The 17,514-nt window shown below is 61.6% G+C and carries 15 protein-coding genes; 10 read left to right on the top strand and 5 right to left on the bottom strand.

The window, feature by feature from the left end; genetic code table 11:
• The first annotated feature begins 20 nt into the window (after window positions 1–20).
• The 5 genes from AAHA39_RS04275 to AAHA39_RS04255 are packed head-to-tail and all read left to right on the top strand — an operon-like array spanning window position 21 to window position 5,472.
• Window positions 21–335: an ArsR/SmtB family transcription factor gene (locus AAHA39_RS04275; protein WP_320657083.1), complete on the top strand. Its 315-nt coding sequence runs from the start codon at window positions 21–23 to the stop codon at window positions 333–335.
• Window positions 335–748, top strand: coding sequence for a YeeE/YedE family protein (locus AAHA39_RS04270; protein WP_216954248.1), 414 nt, complete (start codon window positions 335–337; stop codon window positions 746–748). The genes AAHA39_RS04275 and AAHA39_RS04270 overlap by 1 nt, the downstream gene beginning before the upstream one ends.
• A gap of 13 nt (window positions 749–761) precedes the next feature.
• Window positions 762–1,208, top strand: a complete 447-nt coding sequence (locus tag AAHA39_RS04265) for a YeeE/YedE family protein (RefSeq protein ID WP_320657082.1) — start codon at window positions 762–764, stop codon at window positions 1,206–1,208.
• A gap of 36 nt (window positions 1,209–1,244) precedes the next feature.
• Window positions 1,245–2,282, top strand: a complete 1,038-nt coding sequence (locus tag AAHA39_RS04260; protein ID WP_320657081.1) for an efflux RND transporter periplasmic adaptor subunit — start codon at window positions 1,245–1,247, stop codon at window positions 2,280–2,282.
• Entirely contained in the window at window positions 2,275–5,472 is a 3,198-nt protein-coding gene (locus AAHA39_RS04255) for an efflux RND transporter permease subunit (RefSeq protein ID WP_320657080.1), read from the top strand. The genes AAHA39_RS04260 and AAHA39_RS04255 overlap by 8 nt, the downstream gene beginning before the upstream one ends.
• Before the next feature lie 60 nt (window positions 5,473–5,532).
• On the opposite strand, the gene AAHA39_RS04250 is transcribed toward AAHA39_RS04255, so the two are convergent.
• Entirely contained in the window at window positions 5,533–7,968 is a 2,436-nt protein-coding gene (locus tag AAHA39_RS04250; protein WP_320657079.1) for a diguanylate cyclase domain-containing protein, read from the bottom strand.
• A 434-nt stretch (window positions 7,969–8,402) separates the two neighbouring features.
• Here AAHA39_RS04250 and AAHA39_RS04245 point away from each other — a divergent pair, with 434 nt between their 5' ends.
• Together AAHA39_RS04245 and AAHA39_RS04240 are read left to right on the top strand one after the other, a co-directional pair.
• The gene (locus tag AAHA39_RS04245; RefSeq protein WP_320657078.1) at window positions 8,403–9,419 is read left to right on the top strand and encodes a lipoate--protein ligase A; all 1,017 of its coding nucleotides are present in this window, start codon (window positions 8,403–8,405) and stop codon (window positions 9,417–9,419) included.
• Window positions 9,420–9,605: 186 nt separating this feature from the next.
• Window positions 9,606–11,300: a pyridoxal phosphate-dependent decarboxylase family protein gene (locus AAHA39_RS04240; protein ID WP_320657077.1), complete on the top strand. Its 1,695-nt coding sequence runs from the start codon at window positions 9,606–9,608 to the stop codon at window positions 11,298–11,300.
• Window positions 11,301–11,413: 113 nt separating this feature from the next.
• Here the strand turns inward: AAHA39_RS04240 and AAHA39_RS04235 are convergent, their stop codons facing one another.
• From AAHA39_RS04235 to yiaY, 3 genes are all read right to left on the bottom strand, one after another.
• Entirely contained in the window at window positions 11,414–12,043 is a 630-nt protein-coding gene (locus AAHA39_RS04235) for an NAD(P)H-binding protein (protein WP_320657076.1), read from the bottom strand.
• A 123-nt stretch (window positions 12,044–12,166) separates the two neighbouring features.
• A complete protein-coding gene (gene bamE, locus AAHA39_RS04230; protein WP_033113504.1) occupies window positions 12,167–12,505 on the bottom strand; it encodes an outer membrane protein assembly factor BamE in 339 nt (112 codons plus the stop codon).
• Window positions 12,506–12,642: 137 nt separating this feature from the next.
• The gene (yiaY, locus tag AAHA39_RS04225; protein WP_071911816.1) at window positions 12,643–13,794 is read right to left on the bottom strand and encodes an L-threonine dehydrogenase; all 1,152 of its coding nucleotides are present in this window, start codon (window positions 13,792–13,794) and stop codon (window positions 12,643–12,645) included.
• 382 nt (window positions 13,795–14,176) lie between these two features.
• Between yiaY and udp the strand changes: the two genes are divergently transcribed.
• Window positions 14,177–14,932 carry a uridine phosphorylase gene (gene udp / locus AAHA39_RS04220; RefSeq protein ID WP_005337975.1) on the top strand — a complete coding sequence of 252 codons (756 nt, stop codon included), beginning with the start codon at window positions 14,177–14,179 and terminating at the stop codon, window positions 14,930–14,932.
• A 140-nt stretch (window positions 14,933–15,072) separates the two neighbouring features.
• Here the strand turns inward: udp and AAHA39_RS04215 are convergent, their stop codons facing one another.
• Window positions 15,073–15,768: an RluA family pseudouridine synthase gene (locus AAHA39_RS04215; protein WP_320657093.1), complete on the bottom strand. Its 696-nt coding sequence runs from the start codon at window positions 15,766–15,768 to the stop codon at window positions 15,073–15,075.
• 239 nt (window positions 15,769–16,007) lie between these two features.
• Here AAHA39_RS04215 and rihA point away from each other — a divergent pair, with 239 nt between their 5' ends.
• Together rihA and AAHA39_RS04205 are read left to right on the top strand one after the other, a co-directional pair.
• Window positions 16,008–16,943 (top strand): pyrimidine-specific ribonucleoside hydrolase RihA, encoded by a 936-nt coding sequence (rihA, locus tag AAHA39_RS04210; RefSeq protein WP_255936394.1) that lies wholly within the window; start codon window positions 16,008–16,010, stop codon window positions 16,941–16,943.
• Between the two features lie 34 nt (window positions 16,944–16,977).
• Window positions 16,978–17,448, top strand: coding sequence for a hypothetical protein (locus AAHA39_RS04205; protein WP_033113507.1), 471 nt, complete (start codon window positions 16,978–16,980; stop codon window positions 17,446–17,448).
• Window positions 17,449–17,514: the final 66 nt, after the last annotated feature.

Genomic DNA, 17,514 nt, shown 5'->3' with positions numbered 1-17,514 from the left:
GCAATTGCTAATTTACTTCTATGAGCCAATTCGACGAGATGAACAGACATGCGACAGCCGCCGCCTCCCTGCTCAAGGCGTTGGCTCACCCTGAACGCCTGATGGTGCTCTGCCAGCTGGTGGAGGGGGAGAAGGGAGTCGGGGAGTTGCTGGCCCACAGCCAGCTGGGGCAGTCGGCCTTCTCCCAGCAATTGTCGGTGTTGAAGCGCTACGGCTTGATCCGTTCGCGCAAGGTCTCCCAGCAGATCTACTACTCGCTGGTGAGCGAGGCGGCCGCCGATGTGCTGGGGGCGTTGCAAACCCATTTTTGTCGCTCAGAAAATAAGGAATCTTGATGATGGAAAGCCAATGGCTGCTCTCTTTGGGCGGTGGCATGCTGGCGGGGCTGTCGGCCCTGATCCTGATGTTGTTCAACGGCAGGGTGGCCGGGATCAGCGGCATTCTGGCCGGTGCGCTGCAACACCGTGCACCGTGGCGGGTGCTGTTTCTGCTGGGGCTCGGGGCGGGCGCCTGGTTGGCGCTGACTCTGGGTTGGGCCACCATGCCCGCATTCACCACCTTGCCCGGCTGGCTTGTAGTGCTGCTGGCCGGTCTGCTGGTCGGCATCGGTACCCGTCTTGGCAATGGCTGCACCAGCGGCCACGGCATCTGTGGCATGGGGCGGCTCTCCCTGCGCTCCATCGTCGCCACCCTCACCTTTATGGCGGCTGGCTTTATCACCGTCTTCGTCACTCATCATCTGCTGTAAGGGGCTGATTGCCATGAAGTTGCTGACAAGTTTGTTTGCGGGTGTGTTGTTCGGACTGGGGATGGCCATCTCCGGCATGATGGATCCCGCCCGGGTCACCGGTTTTCTCGATCTGGCCGGGGCCTGGGATCCCAGCCTCGCCTTTGTGATGGGGGGCGCCCTGCTGGTCTTTATGCCGGGTTACTTTCTGCTGGTGAAACCCCGTCGCCAGAGTGTGCTGGGGGAGCCCATCGCTGCCGTACCGGCCCCCAGGCTGGATCGCCGGCTGATCGGCGGGGCGGCGCTGTTTGGCATCGGCTGGGGATTGGTGGGCATCTGCCCGGGGCCTGCTCTGAGTCTCATTTCCAGCGGGCAGCCCATGATAATGTTGTTTATAGCGGCCATGGTGGCCGGGATTTTGCTTGTTGATCGGGTCTTGGTAAAGGTGCGGGAGAAGCGCTGCCACCCCCGCTCTGCCTGAATGGATTGCCCCTGGTGTCGGGGAAGGAGAAATATCATGGAACAGATCCGCTTGCTGGGTGCCGCCATGCTGGCCGTGACCTCCGCTCTTGTCTCTCCGATGACATGGTCTGCCGAGGCGAATGGTGATGCCACCGTGACTCTGGTTCCCCGTCAGGTGACCGACTGGCTGACGCTGGATGGCACTGTCAGTGCCATCAATCAGGGGACGGTGGCGGCCCAGACCAGCGGCCGGGTCTCCCGCATGCTGGTGGATGTGAACGATCAGGTGCAGGCGGGACAGCCGCTGCTCGAGATCAGCGGCAAGGAGCAGTTTGCCGCCGTCACGGGGGCCGAGGCGCGACTGGCCAGAGCCAAGGCCCAGCAGGTGGAGGCAGAGCGCCAGCTTGCCCGTTTTCAGGCGCTGATTACCAAAGGGGTGATCACCCGCGCCCAGCTCGACAGTGCCCAGGCGACTGATCGCGCCGCCCGCGCCGAGGTCAATGCGGCCGATGCGGCCCTCACTCAGGCCCGCGAGGCCTACGGCTATACCCGCATTCTGGCCCCCTACGCCGGGGTGGTGACCAAGCGGTTGGTGGAGCTGGGGGAGACAGTTGCCCCCGGCACCCCGCTGCTCTCCGGCTTCTCCCTTGATGCGCTGCGGGTGGAGGTAGATCTGCCCCAATCTGCGCTCGCCCTCGCCAGTCAGCCAGCGGATGTGCAGGTGCTGCTGCCCGATGGCAAGCCTGTTACCCCGATCAAATTAACCCGCTTCAACTATGCCGACAGCCAGAGCCATACCTTCAGGTTGCGCCTCGACTTGCCGCCGCAAACCACCGGGGTATTGCCCGGCATGTGGCTCAAGGTGCAGCTCAAACAGGGTGAACGTCAGGTGCTGCAAGTACCGGATCGCGCTCTGCTGCGGCAAGGGGAGTTCAACGGCGTCTATCTGCAGCAGCCCGCTGGCTGGGCACTGACGCCGGTGCGGGTAGGCCATTGCTTTGAAGGGCAGTGCGAGATCCTGGCCGGGCTGCAAGCCGGTGACAAGCTGGCCCCCGATGGCTGGGCGCAGCAGCAGGAGGTGGCCCATGAGTAGCGAGCTGAACGGCAGCAAGGAGAGGATGGGGCCTGCCGGTCGGCTGGCGGCGCTGTTTCAGGGCTCGGCCATCACCCCGCTGCTGGCGCTAGTGGGGCTGTTGCTCGGCCTGTTTGCTGTGCTGGTGACCCCCAAGGAGGAGGAGCCGCAGATTGATGTCACCTTCGCCGATGTTTATATCCCTTTCCCGGGAGCCACTCCGGCAGAGGTGGAGTCTCTCGTCACTACCCCTGCCGAGCAGGTGGTCTCCCAGATAAAGGGAATTGATACCCTCTACTCTTTTTCCCAACCCGATGGCGCCCTGCTGGTGGTGGTGTTCAAGGTAGGGGTAAGCCGCGAGCAGGCCATCGTCGATCTCAACAACCAGCTCGACTCCCACCGTGACTGGTTGCCACAGGGGATCGGGGTCGGCCAGCCGCTGGTGAAACCCCGGGGGATCGACGATGTCCCCATCGTCAGTTTGACCTTATGGAGCAAAGAGGGGGGCAAGCAACTGGGGGCTCCCGAGCTGACCCGGGTCGCCCATGAGCTGGAAACCGAACTCAAGCGCATTCCCGGTACCCGCAATATCTACACGCTGGGCAGCCAGAGTGCCGTGTTGCGGGTGATGCCGGATCCGGCGGCCCTCAGCGCCCACGGCATCAGCTGGGGCGAGCTGAACCAGCGGCTGGCGGCCGCCAATCAGGTGGGCCCGACACAGGCCATCGAGCAAGATAACCGGGAGATCAAGGTGCAGGTGGGGCAGTTCCTGCAAAGCGAGCAGGAGGCCAGCGAGCTGGTGGTGGGGCTGCACGACGGCAAGCCGGTCTATCTGGGGGATGTGGCCAAGGTCTCTCTGGGTCAGGAGACCCCGACCAAGCGCAGCTGGATGGGGCAGGGGCTGGTCAGTTATCCGGCGGTGACCCTGGCCATTGGCAAGCAGCCGGGCCAGAACGCGGTCGAGGTGGCCAAGCGGGTGGAGGCGCGGGTGGAGAGTCTCAAGAATCGGCTTATCCCTGCCGGGGTCGAGGTGACGGTGACCCGTGACTACGGCGTCACCGCCGAGACAAAATCCAACACCCTGATCGGCAAGCTGATTTTTGCCACCACGGCGGTGGTGCTGCTGGTGCTGGTGAGCATGGGCTGGCGCGAGGCGCTGGTGGTAGGCGTTGCCATCGTCATCACCCTGGCACTGACCCTGTTCGCCTCTTGGGCATGGGGCTTTACCCTCAACCGGGTATCGCTGTTTGCGCTGATCTTCTCCATCGGCATTCTGGTGGATGACGCCATCGTGGTGGTGGAGAACATCCACCGCCATCGCGGTTTGGGTAAGGGGTCGCTCAAGGAGCTTATTCCGGGGGCGGTGGACGAGGTGGGGGGACCGACCATACTGGCGACCCTGACCGTGATCGCGGCCCTGCTGCCGATGGCCTTTGTCAGCGGCCTGATGGGCCCCTACATGAGCCCCATCCCCATCAATGCCAGCATGGGGATGCTCATCTCCCTGCTGGTGGCCTTTATCTTCTCCCCCTGGCTGGCGAGCCATTTGCTCAAGGATTCGGTGCACGGTACCGACGGCGAGGCCAAGGCCGGCCTCTTCCAGCGGTTGATGACCCCTTTCCTGATTGGCGCTGGCGCCAGGAGAGCGAGACACAAACTCTGGCTGGTCATCCTGCTGCTGGTGGCGGGCGCCGCCGCCATGCCCATGGTGCAGTGGGTCGTGCTCAAGATGCTCCCCTTCGACAACAAGTCGGAATTCCAGCTGGTACTCGACATGCCGGAGGGGGCGACTCTGGAGCAGACCGAGCGCACTCTGCTGGCGGTCGGGCGGGAGCTCGCCAGGGTGCCCGAGGTGAAGGATTACCAGATCTACGCCGGTACCGCGGCCCCCATCAACTTCAACGGGCTGGTGCGCCACTACTTTATCCGCAGCGGTGCCAACGTGGGGGATATTCAGGTCAATCTGGTGGACAAGCATGATCGCTATCGCAGCAGTCACCAGATCGCACAATCGGTGCGGGCACCGCTGCAGGCCATCGCCAGCGCGGTGGGGGGCAATCTCAAGGTGGTAGAGGTGCCGCCCGGCCCGCCGGTCTGGTCACCCATCGTTGCCGAAATTTATGGCCCGACTCAGGCCGCCCGTGAGGCAGCCGCTCGCGCCGTACAGGCCCGCTTTGTAGCCACCGCGGATCTGGTGGATGTGGATATCTATCTGACCGACCCGCAGCCCAAGTGGCGGCTGGTGGTGGATCGCAGCAAGGCGGCCCTGCTCGGGGTCGATCTCGGGGATCTGGTGAACACCCTCAATGGCGGGGTGGGTTATCAGGATGCCAGCTGGCTGCAGGGGCACGGCGCCAAGTATCCGGTGCCGATCCGCATCGAGCTGGCTCCCGGTGACAAACGGGATCTGGCGGGTGTGCTGGCCCTCAAGGTGCGCAGCCAGAGCGGCCAGCTGGTGCGGGTCTCCGAGCTGGTGAGTCGCCGTGATGAGGTGGCCCCCGGCTATATCATGCACAAGAACATGCAGCCCATGGTGATGGTGGTGGCCGACATGGGCGGCCATACCGACAGTCCGCTCTACGGCATGTTTGCCGCCGGTGCCGACATCGACCAGCCCCAATATTACGTGCAGCAGCCCGACAAGTTGGGAGAGGTGGCGCTGTTGTGGGACGGTGAGTGGAAGATCACCTACGAGACCTTCCGCGACATGGGGTTAGCCTACGGGGTGGGGATGATCCTCATCTACCTGCTGGTGGTGGCCCAGTTCCGCTCCTATCTGGTGCCGTTCATCATCATGGCCCCCATTCCGCTCACCCTCATCGGGGTGATGCCGGGCCACGCCCTGCTGGGGGCCCAGTTTACCGCCACCTCGATGATCGGGATGATTGCGCTGGCCGGGATCATCGTGCGCAACAGCATCCTGCTTGTGGACTTTATCGAGCAGCAGCGGGCGAGTGGCATGGCGTTCGAGCAGGCGGTGATCGAAGCGGCGCAGGTGCGGGCCAAACCCATCATGCTGACGGCGCTGGCGGCGATGATCGGGGCTCTGTTTATCCTCGATGATCCCATCTTCAACGGACTGGCCATCAGCCTGATTTTCGGGATCCTGGTCTCCACCTTGCTCACTCTGGTGGTGATCCCGCTGCTCTACTATAGCCTGATGTCGCGCCGTGGAGTAGTGAGCACGGCAGACGAGCCGGGCGCACAATGACAGAAGGGCCACCTGGGTGGCCCTTCTCGTTTCACACGTTCAGGTGGCCGGGGCGCTGAGTCAGCGTCCCTTCAGCAGTGGAAAGTAGCGCCGGTCAGCCTGACTCATATGGCCGACGACCAGCTCCTGAATGATGAAGTTGAGCAGTTCGTCGTTGCCGAGGGTGCCTGCGCGGGCGGCGTTCATCAGCTGTGCCGCTTTTTGCAGCAGTTGCTGATGGTCCTGACGGTGGGTTTCTAGCTCGGCGTAATCGAGCTCGGCCAGCAGGCTCTCCTCGAAGGTGAAGTGGTGGTGCGCCATCTCGAACAGGTTCTCCAGACTCTCCAGATAGAGGGCGGGATGAGCCTCGTGATCCTTCATCCGCTCCAGCAGCCGGTTGGTGAGCACAAAGAGCTGGCGATGTTCGGCATCAATGCGGGGATGGCCGCACTCGTGGCTGCCTTGCCACACCAGCGAGCCCTGCGCGGGGTCGAGCCCGGCGGTATAGAGGCAGACCCGGCCACGGCCGCGGTTTTTCGCCTGATACATAGCCTGGTCCGCGTGGTGCATCAGGGTTTTGGCATCCTCGCCGTGCTCCGGATAGAGAGCAATCCCGATACTGCTGGAGATGCGCAGCTCCTGCTCGTCGTTCATCCTGAAGGGATGGCGCAGGCTGTGATGGAGGTGGTCGGCGATGGTCAGCGCCTCGTCGCTGGTGTCGGGCAGCAGGATAACAAATTCATCGCCGCCAAGGCGTGCCACCAGATCATGCTCCCGCACGCAGTAACGCATCCGTTTGGCCACCATATTGAGCAGCACATCGCCGGTCTCGTGGCCGAAAGTGTCGTTGATCGGCTTGAAGTGATCGAGATCGATGAACATCAGTGCCAATGGCTGGTCGGCGTTGTGCTCCAGCGCCTCTTTCAGCCGTTGCTGCAGCAGGCGGCGGTTGGGTAGACCGGTCAGGGGATCGTAGAAGGCGAGGCGGCGCATCATCTCCTCGCGGGCCGCCCGCTCGGTGATGTCGCGGGTTACCCCCAGAATGGCCTCCGGTTCCCCCTGCTCGTTGCCATGCAGGGTGGTGATGGTCTCGGTGGCGACCAGATGGCCATCCTTGTGGCGCAGATCGGTGCGAATGACGCTGCGGGTCTGCTCATGTTCACCGCGATACCAGGCGGCGAGGGTGGCGGTGATCTCCTCCTTGAGTTTTATGCGTGCGGCATCGGGCAGCAGCTTCTTGAACGGCAGGGCGAACAGCTCGCTCGCGTTGTAACCGCTCAGCGGCTGGATGGCTGGGCTGATGTAGCGAAAGCGCAGGCTGGCGGTATCCATGGTCCAGATCACGTCGGCGCTGTTCTCCGCCACGAAGCGGTAGTGCTGCTCGCTCTGGGCCAGCTCGCGGGTGAGGCGCTGGCGGTCGCGCGACTCCTGACGCAGACGCAGGTAGAGGTGGAGGAAGATGCCGAGCAGGATCAACAGGGTAAAGGTGATCAGCATGGCGATGGCCACGCTCTTGTCGAGCAGCTGCCGCTGCTGGCGCAGCCGCTCCTGGGCCGGATTGTAGAGAAAGCGATCGAGGCTGATGTCGGAGGCGAGCAGGCCCGCCTCCCGATAGATATTGGCGATCTGCTGCCAGCGCTCCGGCTGCATGTATCCCGGCTCGACAAAGTCGGGCTGCATCAGCGAGCGGGTCTCGCGCGCTTCAAAGGTGAGTTGCTCCCGTCCAGCCCCGCTAGGGTAGTGCTCCATGATCCAGTCGATCATCTCCTCCGGATTATCCATGGCATAGCGCCAGCCGCGCAGGCTCGCCTGACGAAAGGCAAAGACCCGGCCGGGGCGGGTCGCCAGCTCCCGTTCGGAGGTAAAGAGGTTGTCGGCGTAAAAGTCGTTGTTGGCGCTGCGGGGACTGAAGACCCGATAGGGGATCTCCTTTTGCTGCAGGTAGAAGGGCTCCGTGGTGCTATAGGCACTGATGGCATCCACCTTGCCTGAGAGCAGCGCCTCGACGCCGTTGTCGTAGGGGAGGACCTGCCACGTCCGGGCGGGAATATGTTTGCTGAGATAGGTGAGCAGCTCGCCGGAGCCGGGTTCCAGCATCAGCCGCTTGCCGGCGAGATCGGCGGCATTGCGGATATCGGGGCGATCGAGCGTCAGCAGCAGCAGGGGAGAGTGCTGCAACATGGCTGCCAGCACCACCACCGGCTTGCCGGCGGCGCGGGCCAGCAGCAAGTCACTGCCGCTGATGCCAAACTGCGCCTGACCACTGGTCACTGCGTTGACCACATCGGTGCGGGGCGTGGCTTCGCGCAGGGTGACGTTGAGCCCGGCTTCTCGGTAGTAGCCCTTGGCGATGGCGGCGTAGTAACCGGCAAACTGGAACTGATGCTGCCAAGAGAGCTGGAGTGTGACTTGCTCTTCGGCCTTCAGCGGCACGCTTGCAAGCGCAGAGAACATCCAGCTGGCCAGCATGGGCAGGAACCAGAGCGTACAGCGTGGGGAGGGTTCGAGCTCCGTCATACAGGGTGTCTCTCGGGAGGCGGTATCAGAGCTAGAGTCAAACAATTTTTTGTAACCTGCAATAGGGGAAAAAGGCTAGCGGAGCAGGGCAGTAGCGGTATAAGAATTTGTTTTTGTGTTTTTCATCACACTAATTGCCTGCGAACTCTGTTTTCACAACTTGCCTGCCCCGTCCCGGAGTCATATGGCTTGCGAAAATGGCTGCATTTTAGCCATTATCATGCCGTTTTTTCCTCCTAATCTTCGTTTAAATTGCCGCTTTTTGTCGGGAAAGCGTCAGCCTGTGTCGTCATATCACGCGATACTTCTGCGATGTTTTCTACATGAGGGAAATATGTATTCCGGTTGTTTGTTGATGGTTAAATCAGCCTCGTCGCCCGGTTGGCGAGCTCTGGTGTTATGATGTTCCCCCCTGTTCCGGATAAGGCTGTTTCATGTCCCGCTTGCGTCTGCTTGTCTCCGATTCTCACGACCCCCTCTTCAACCTCGCTGTCGAGGAGTGCATCTTCCGCCAGATGGATCCCCGTCAACGGGTGCTGTTCCTCTGGCGCAACGCCAATACCGTGGTGATTGGCCGTGCCCAGAACCCGTGGAAGGAGTGCAATACCCGCCGCATGGAAGAGGACGGGGTGACGCTGGCTCGCCGCAGCAGCGGTGGTGGCGCCGTGTTTCACGACCTTGGCAACAGTTGCTTCACCTTCATGGCGGGCAAGCCGGAGTATGACAAGAGCGTCTCCACCGCTATCGTGCTGGACGGGCTCAAGCGACTGGGGATTGAGGCCTTTGCCTCCGGTCGCAACGACCTGCTGGTGGCGACCCCGGACGGGGAGCGCAAGGTATCGGGGTCGGCTTACAGGGAGACCCAGGATCGCGGGTTTCACCACGGCACCCTGCTACTGGACGCTGATCTCGGTCGACTCGCCAACTACCTCAACCCCGACCCCAAGAAGCTGGCGGCCAAGGGGATCAGCTCGGTACGCGGTCGGGTGGCCAATCTGTGCGAACTGCTGCCGGGGATTGACCACCATCAGGTGAGCGACGCGCTGGCTGCCGCCTTTTTTGAACACTATGGCGAGCGGGTGCAGCCCGAGCACATCTCCCCGGAGCAGATGCCCGATCTGCCCGGTTTTGCCGAGACCTTCGCTCGCCAGCGCAGCTGGGAGTGGAACTTTGGCCACGCGCCCGCCTTCACTCATCTGCTGGAAGAGCGCTTTGGCTGGGGCGGGGTGGAGCTGCATTTTGATGTGGAGAAGGGGAGCATAGTGCGGGCGCAGATTTTCAGTGACACCCTGGATCCGGCACCCTTCGATCGGCTGGCCCAACTGCTGGTGAGTTGTCCCTATCGCTCTGATGCGATCGCCAGCTGTTTGCAAGGGTGGCAGGGGGAGTTCCCGGCCAGTCGCGAGGCGTTGAGCGAGTTTGCCGACTGGCTGCTGGCGGCGCTGCGCTGAAGGCACAACTGCTGAAGTGATCGGGATCACGAAATATAAAGAGGCGCATAAAAAGCGCCTTTTTTCTGCCCCTTGCCATGGCTAAAACATAACAAAAAGTATGGCAGACCATTAGTTATTGTCTCTGTTGATGCACCAGACCCGGGAGTATAAGGGCCGCACATTTGCTGTACTAATGGTATAAAAATGAGTGACTTAGTTTACCTTCAAGACCAAGGCGTCAACGCCGTCTCCCCCCTGTTTGCCAACCGGTTTGCCAGCGTTAAAGCCAATTTTTTCTCACGTAATCCCGATCTCTGGCCGGTGTTTCGCGAGCCCGGATTCGCCTCCCTCAATGAATTTCGGGCCCGTGGCCTGGCTCCCGATGCCCGTTTGAATGCCTGGCCAGATGGCCGCGCCCGCCTGGCCGATCTCTGCGAGACCATGCCGGTGCCCGCCACCATGCGCACTCCGGGCGAGCCGATGGCCGAGCTGCTGTTTGCCGCCGCGCTGTCGAAGGATTGGGAGAACCCCTCCAGCGTCGAGAATGTCATCACCATGTCGGCGGATCCCGCTATCTATGGCGCCCAGATGGGTATTCTGGCCAACCCCAATCTGGTTTACTCCGAATATGCCGGAGTGGCTGAGGAGCTGGAGAAGAAGGTGGTGCGCCAGATTGCGCTGCTGGCGGGTTATGACCCGGCTCGCGCCACCGGCATCTTCACCCAGGGGGGGACCTTTTGTAACCTCTACGGCTATCTGCTTGGCATTCGCAAAAGCTTGCCGGAAGCCAAGCACAAGGGACTTGGCCACTATCAGGATTACCGCATCATCAACTCCCAGGGCGGTCACTACTCCAACATCACCAACCTCTCCCTGCTCGGGGTCGACATCGAGAACAAGACCATCCGCATTCAGGTCGGCGAGAACAACGACATCGATCTCGACCACCTCGAACGCACCCTGACCGCCTGTTTTGCCCTGAAACACGTGGTGCCCGCCATCATGCTCACCATGGGTACCACCGACACCTTCGGGGTGGATCAGGTGAAACCCGTGTTCGAGCTGCGCAATCGCCTCTGCGAGCAGTTCGAGGTGGCGGTCAAACCACATATCCACGTCGATGCCGCCATCGGCTGGTCGATGATCTTCTTCCTCGATTACGACTTTGCCGCCAACCCGCTTGGCATCAATGCCGCGACCCTGGCCGGGATCGAACGCAACGTGGCACGCTTTGCCGAGCTCAAATATGCCGACTCCTTTACCGTCGACTTCCAGAAGTGGGGCTATGTGCCCTACACCTCCAGTCTGGTGATGATCAAGGAGCAGGATGACCTCAAGGCGATGGAGAACGACCCGGAGAACTTCTCCTACTTCGAGCGGGACATTCAGGGTCAGACCCACCTGCAATCCACCATCGAGTGCTCCCGCGGCGCGAGCGGCCTGTTCGGTGCCTATGCGGCGCTCAACTACATGGGAGTGGAGGGGTATCGCATCGTGCTGGCCCACTGCCTGCAAAATGCCAACTACTTCCGCTATCGCCTGAGTCAGCTTGGCAACGTCAAGCTGGTGGCGCAGGAGAATCAGGGGCCGAGCGTCGGCTTCAAGATCTACAACCCCGAGTGGGTGAGCGATCCGGAGGCCGAGTTCGCCTTCGAGCTGGCCCGCTCCAGCGATCCTGCCTACAAGGCGCGGCTGCAGCGCAATACCGACTATCACCGCAGCCTGTTCAAGGGGCGCGGCAAGGTGGGGCTCTACACCAACTGGGTGGAGGCGGTGGCCCACTCCGACTATGACGCCCGCGGCAAATACTCCTACATCGCCGGGGAGAAGGCGGTCTTTATGAATCCGGCCTGCACCCGCGAGCAGATCGACGCCTTTATCGACCATATTCGCGGTTAACGGCTGTGGGATCTAGAGCTGACGGGCCTTGAGTCGATATCAGACAGGCCGGCATCAAAAGGGCAAGCCGATCGGCTTGCCCTTTTTGTTGATGAGTGGTCGGGATGACTCGTTCAGAGGTGCAGCAGCTGCTCGTTCTCGACAATCTCGCTTCCGGCGGGTTGCCGGGAGAGGGTAATCATGGCGTGGGCCACCTGACTGGCCTCGATGGCGCGCCAGCGGGCGAGCTTGCCAACCAGCAGCGGCCGAAACAGCGGGTAGATGGTCTGAAAGATCTGCTCCGAGCGGCGCGGCGGTTGCCTATCCCCCAGTAGCATGGCGGGGCGCACGATGGCGAGCCGCGGCCAGGATTGGGCCTGCAGGGCCTGTTCCATCTCCCCCTTGGTACGTGGATAGAGGGCCGGTGAGCGGGCACTGGCCCCCATGCTCGAGACCACGATAAGGCGCTGACAGCCGTGGCGGCGGGCCAGTTCGGCAAAGGCGATCACATAGTCGAGATCGACCCGGCGAAACGCCTCGGCTGAACCGGCCTCCTTGCGGGTGGTGCCGAGGGCGCAGAAGGCGATATCCACCGGTCGGGGCAGGGTGACGCTGGCCAGATCATCAAAATCGACCGGCAGCCAGTGGTGCGCCTCCTTGCCCGGCTTGCGACAGAGCAGGGTCAGCTCGTGTTCGGCGGGCAACTGTTTGATCAGCTCGCGGCCAATCAGGCCGCTGGCTCCGGCAATCAGGATCCGGCTCATGATTCTCTTCCTGTGTCGCTCCGGTAGGAAGTGTCAGCATCGGGCAAATGGCTGCTCTCTGCAATCTGCACTTGTTTGCCGGGGGATAAAACAAAACCGGCGCGAGGCCGGTTTTGCGAGATATCAGAGCGGGGTGTGGAATGCCGCTGGCAGCGGGAAATCACCCGTTACCGTGGTGAGCCTGTCGTTGGCGAAGGTGACGGTGAGCTCTTTGCGCTCCTTGTCGCCGTGGCCCGGCTGGAATTCATAGAGGTAGTACCAGGTGTTGGGGTCAAAGCCGTCACGCAGCATGGGGGTCCCCAGTACATAGCTGACCTGCTCGCGGGTCATCCCCTGGCGCAGTTTGTCGACCTGTTTTTGTTCCACATAGTTGCCTTGGGGAATATCGATACGATAGACCAGGCTGCAACCGGAGAGGGTGAGGGCGGTCAGGGCCGCGGCAATCAGGTGTTTCATCCGCATAACGAGTTCAGATCATCCATACAGTCTTTTTTGGCTCGGCAAATCATACCGACTCCCTCCACGGAAGTAAAAAGCCATTGATCCATCAGCCAATAAAAAGGGCCGCACTGCGACCCTTTCTGGCAATCCGGCAGCCGTTACATGGCGGCGCGGAAGATGGCGACGATCTCTTCGTGGCTCGCCTGTTTCGGGTTGGTGAAGCCGCAGGCATCTTTCAGGGCGTTGCTGGCCAGGGTATCGAAGTCATCGGCCTTGACGCCGAGCTGCTCCAGACCGGCGGGGATCTTCACATCCAGCGCCAGCTGCTTGATGGCGGCAATGGCCGCGGCAGCGCCCTGCTCGTCGCTCATGGCGCTCACGTCAACACCCATGTAGCGGGCCACATCCTTCAGACGAGCTGCGCTCACCTGGGCGTTGAACGCCTGAACGTGGGGCAGCAGCACGGCGTTGCAGACGCCATGGGGCAGGTCATAGAAGCCGCCCAGCTGGTGGGCCATGGCGTGCACGTAGCCCAGGCTTGCGTTGTTGAAGGCCATGCCGGCCAGGAACTGGGCATAGGCCATCTGCTCGCGGGCATGCAGGTCATCGCCGTGGTTGACGGCGGTGCGCAGGTGCTTGGCGATCAGCTCGATGGCCATCACGGCGCTGGCATCGGTCACCGGGGTGGCGATGGTGGAGACATAGGCCTCGATGGCATGGGTCAGGGCATCCATACCGGTGGCGGCGGTCAGACCGGCCGGCTTGGCCAACATCAGTTCGGGATCGTTGACCGACATCAGCGGAGTAACGTGCTTGTCGATGATGGCCATTTTCACGTGGCGCGCTTCGTCGGTGATGATGCAGAAGCGGGTCATCTCGGAGGCGGTACCGGCGGTGGTGTTGATGGCGATAAGCGGCAGTTGCGGCTTGGCGGAGCGATCCACCCCTTCGTAATCCTTGATGTTGCCACCGTTGGCGGCCACCAGCGCGATGCCCTTGGCACAGTCGTGGGGCGAGCCGCCACCCAGCGAGATGACGCAGTCGCAGCCGTTGGCCTTGATCATTGCCAGACCCGCTTCGACGTTGCTGGTGGTGGGGTTGGGTTTGGTCTCATCGAAAACTGCGCTTTCAATGCCATGTTCAGCCAGCAGGGTGGTGAGCTTGGCGACCACGCCGATCTGGTTGAGAATTTTGTCGGTGACGATCAGCGCCTTGCGGTAGCCGTAACCCTTGATATCGGCGGCAGCCTCTTGCAGGCAGCCGGCACCCATCAGGTTGATTGCAGGAATATAGAACTTGAATGTAGCCATGATGGACTCCCTATAGTTAGCCATTAAGTGGTAATTGGCTGCCACGTTACCATCTTGCGGGGGATGCAAAAGCATCTGTTTTGCAACTTTACGGGGGCGATCACGGGACATTAATTAAGCGTTGAACCGGGCTTGACTTTCCCTGTTACATCCCGATTTCATGAAAAACGTTTTTCAATTAATTCATCAGGTTAGAAAACGTTTTGCCTGCTCTTTGATGTTGTCAATGCGTGGAAGTGTGAGGCGCTTCAAGGAATTGGAAAGCGCTTTCGACCATAGTTGGCGCCTCCCCGAAGAGGGGGGTAAAGGCTTGAAAGTATCATAAAGAATCATCTTAATTTGCGTCCTGACCATGCTGGCAGGGGGCAACCAGGAGTCCAATATGTCTGATGTATTTCACTTGGGTTTGAAGAAAGCGGATCTGCAAGGCGCCACCCTGGCGATCGTCCCCGGTGACCCCGAGCGTGTAAAGCGTATCGCAGAGCTGTTGGATAACCCGGTACACCTGGCCAGCCATCGTGAATTCACTACCTGGCGTGGCGAGATGGACGGCAAGGCCGTGATCATCTGCTCTACCGGTATCGGTGGCCCGTCCACCTCCATCGCAGTAGAAGAGCTGGCCCAGCTGGGTATCCGCACCTTCCTGCGCATCGGCACCACCGGCGCCATCCAGCCGCACCTGAACGTGGGTGACGTGATCGTGACCACCGGCTCCGTGCGCCTCGACGGTGCCAGCCTGCACTTCGCACCGATGGAGTTCCCGGCTGTTGCCGACTTCGACTGCACCACCGCGCTGGTCAACACCGCCAAAGAGATGGGCTCCAAGCTGCACATCGGTGTAACTGCCTCCTCCGACACCTTCTACCCGGGTCAGGAGCGTTACGATACCGTATCCGGCCGCGTCGTGAGCCGTTTCCAGGGTTCCATGAAAGAGTGGCAAGCCATGGGCGTGCTGAACTATGAGATGGAGTCTGCAACCCTGCTGACCATGTGCTCCAGCCAGGGTCTGCGTGCCGGTATGGTGGCTGGCGTTATCGTCAACCGTACCCAGCAAGAGATCCCGAACGCCGAGACCATGGCGAAGACCGAATCTGATGCCATCAAGATCGTACTGGGCGCTGCCCGCAAGCTGATCTGATAGCACCACAAAGAGTGGGGGGTGGGGGCCGTTGCGAAAGCGCGGCCCCTATCTTTATCCGCCGTTTACCGCTTTTCCTCTCCCGTCACGCCTTCCACTGCTCCCGTCGCACTCGCGCTGGGTGTCTCTACCGATTGCCTCTAAAACGCAGGCGCGCAGCGGATCTGCATCGGCTTGCCGCTCACCGGATGAGCAAAATCCAGCTCGCTGGCATGGAGCATCAGCCGCGGCGCTTGTTCGCAGCCGGGCGGCAGCAGGCCACCATAGAGATCGCAACCGAGGATGGGGTGGCCCAGCAGCTGGCTGTGGATGCGCAGCTGATGGGTGCGGCCGGTCTCCGGCACCAGTCGTACCCGGGTCAAAGGCACGGTTTGTCCCTGCATTTGCTGCGCCAGCCGTTCAACCACCTGATAGCGGGAGCGGGCGGGTTTGCCACTGGCGGCGCAGATCTTCATCAGCGGAAAGAGGGCCGGATCCTTGGCGATGGGGGCGTCGATAACCCCTTCGTCGTCAATCAGATGGCCACACAGCAGGGCGCTGTAGGCCTTGCTCACCGCCCGCTGGCTGAACTGCTGGCAGAGCAGGGCATTGATGGTCTTGTTTTTGGCCACCACCATGAGACCTGAGGTACCAAAATCGAGGCGGTGCACCAGGGTGCAGCCGGGGTAATCCTGCACCAGTCGATAATGCACCGAGTCGAGGTTCTGCGGATTTTTGCCCGAGAGGCTCAGCAGGCCGCTTGGCTTGTTGATGAGCAGCAGGTGTTCATCCTCGAACAGGATCTCGATGGCGCCCTTGCAGGGTGGGGCGATAAAGGTGTCGACGATAACGGACATAGGGGGCACGGGTAGAAAACGGGGGGCCATCATACCCAAGTGGCAGGTAAGGCGCGAATCGGCGTAGCGGATACGCTCGCCACACCATCCCCTCATTGCGGCCTGCTGCTGGCCGGCTGTGACAGTACGAAGGTAACTGATTGAAAAAAATCAGGAACCGTTTTGTGACCCCCTCCCGAGTTCAGCCGCCGGGAGCTTGCTAAGGTAGGGCTCCCTTTGATGTTGTAAGGAGTCTCTCCATGGCACTGCCCGTTATTCTCGATTGTGATCCCGGCCACGACGACGCCATCGCCCTGATTCTGGCGCTGGCCAGTCCTGAACTGAAGGTGCTGGCGGTCACCACCAGCGCGGGCAACCAGACCCCGGACAAGACCCTCAACAATGCCCTGCGCATCCTCACCTTGCTGGGGCGGGACGATATTCCGGTGGCGGCCGGGGCGCCGAAACCGCTGGCCCGCGAGCTTATCATCGCCGACAACGTCCATGGCGAATCGGGTCTCGATGGCCCCAAACTGCCGGATCCCGCCTTTGCCCCGCAAGCGATGACGGGGATCGAGCTGATGGCCAGATCTCTGCGCGAGAGCGCGGAGCCCGTGACTCTGGTGCCGACCGGCCCGCTCACCAATATCGCCCTGCTGCTGGCGGCTCACCCCGAGCTAAAGAGCAAGATTGCCCGCATCGTGCTGATGGGGGGCGCCGCAGGGGCCGGCAACTGGACACCGGCGGCGGAATTCAATATTTATGTGGACCCGGAAGCGGCCGATATGGTCTTCAAGTCGGGCATTCCCATCACCATGTGCGGCCTCGATGTGACCCACGAGGCGCAGGTGATGGACGAGGATATCGAACGGGTACGCGCCATCACCAATCCGGTGGCCCAGTGTGTGGCCGGTCTGCTCGATTTTTTCATGATCTACCATCGGGATCCCAAGTGGGGATTTGCTGGCGCGCCGCTGCACGACCCCTGTACCATTGCCTGGTTGCTCAATCCCGCCCTGTTCCATGGCGTGGAGTGCCGGGTCGATATCGAGACCCGGGGCGAGCATACCGTGGGGATGACGGTGGTGGACCGCTACGGTCTCTCCGGCAAACCAGCCAATGCGCTGGTGTTGCTGGGGCTGGATCGGGCAGGCTTTATCGATCTGCTGGTCGAGCGGCTGCGGGCCTTTGGCTGAGCGCCGATTCACTTTTTGCAAGAAGGGGCAGGGAATGTGGAAGACAGGGTTGGCGCTGCTGGCCGGGTTGCAACTGACGGGCTGCGCGACGCCATTCGAGCGGATGTGGCAGGGGCTGGCGACCTGTGATTTTAACGATCTCTACATCGACGGTGAGACCGGGCGGCCAGCCAATCTGCAGCTCAACAACTACACCCCCTACAAGGTGAGTGACGGCTTTGCCTGGTACAAGGTGCACGAGGAGCTGCACGGCTTGCCGGTGGTCGGTTTTATCGTGCCGGCCTCCAGCTTCGAAGTGCACGCCCTCTTTGTCGATACCCCCATCGCCAACGCCCGCCGGTTGACCCACAACGCCTACGGCAGCGAGTTTAGCGACGAGCAGAAGCACAACGAGGGCTCAGCCCCTCTGCTTTTGCGCGATCCCAACAACCCCAAGCGCTCCATCATCGACTGCACCCGCGGCGAGTCTGACGGGGAGCTTGAGGATTCGGCCATGCCCGAGTAGGGCGACCTGTCACGCCATCGGCCTGAAAACAGAGGGGCCAGCCTTGCTGGCTGGCCCCTCTTTTTT

This window comes from Aeromonas sp. SE22, from assembly GCF_038739755.1.
In the GTDB taxonomy this organism is placed as follows: domain Bacteria; phylum Pseudomonadota; class Gammaproteobacteria; order Enterobacterales; family Aeromonadaceae; genus Aeromonas; species Aeromonas jandaei.
Note: the sequence above shows the minus strand (reverse complement) of the source record. Positions and strands in the feature narration are given on the sequence as shown.

Bases quoted from the DNA above. Each gene is read 5' to 3' on its own strand.
- AAHA39_RS04275 (WP_320657083.1), top strand. From the start codon at position 21: ATGAGCCAATTCGACGAGATGAACAGACATGCGACAGCCGCCGCCTCC.
- AAHA39_RS04265 (WP_320657082.1), top strand. From the start codon at position 762: ATGAAGTTGCTGACAAGTTTGTTTGCGGGTGTGTTGTTCGGACTGGGG.
- yiaY (WP_071911816.1), bottom strand. From the start codon at position 13,794: ATGGCTACATTCAAGTTCTATATTCCTGCAATCAACCTGATGGGTGCC.
- AAHA39_RS04255 (WP_320657080.1), top strand. From the start codon at position 2,275: ATGAGTAGCGAGCTGAACGGCAGCAAGGAGAGGATGGGGCCTGCCGGT.
- rihA (WP_255936394.1), top strand. From the start codon at position 16,008: ATGGCACTGCCCGTTATTCTCGATTGTGATCCCGGCCACGACGACGCC.
- AAHA39_RS04245 (WP_320657078.1), top strand. From the start codon at position 8,403: ATGTCCCGCTTGCGTCTGCTTGTCTCCGATTCTCACGACCCCCTCTTC.
- AAHA39_RS04260 (WP_320657081.1), top strand. From the start codon at position 1,245: ATGGAACAGATCCGCTTGCTGGGTGCCGCCATGCTGGCCGTGACCTCC.
- udp (WP_005337975.1), top strand. From the start codon at position 14,177: ATGTCTGATGTATTTCACTTGGGTTTGAAGAAAGCGGATCTGCAAGGC.
- AAHA39_RS04235 (WP_320657076.1), bottom strand. From the start codon at position 12,043: ATGAGCCGGATCCTGATTGCCGGAGCCAGCGGCCTGATTGGCCGCGAG.
- AAHA39_RS04270 (WP_216954248.1), top strand. From the start codon at position 335: ATGATGGAAAGCCAATGGCTGCTCTCTTTGGGCGGTGGCATGCTGGCG.
- AAHA39_RS04215 (WP_320657093.1), bottom strand. From the start codon at position 15,768: ATGTCCGTTATCGTCGACACCTTTATCGCCCCACCCTGCAAGGGCGCC.
- AAHA39_RS04250 (WP_320657079.1), bottom strand. From the start codon at position 7,968: ATGACGGAGCTCGAACCCTCCCCACGCTGTACGCTCTGGTTCCTGCCC.
- bamE (WP_033113504.1), bottom strand. From the start codon at position 12,505: ATGCGGATGAAACACCTGATTGCCGCGGCCCTGACCGCCCTCACCCTC.
- AAHA39_RS04240 (WP_320657077.1), top strand. From the start codon at position 9,606: ATGAGTGACTTAGTTTACCTTCAAGACCAAGGCGTCAACGCCGTCTCC.
- AAHA39_RS04205 (WP_033113507.1), top strand. From the start codon at position 16,978: ATGTGGAAGACAGGGTTGGCGCTGCTGGCCGGGTTGCAACTGACGGGC.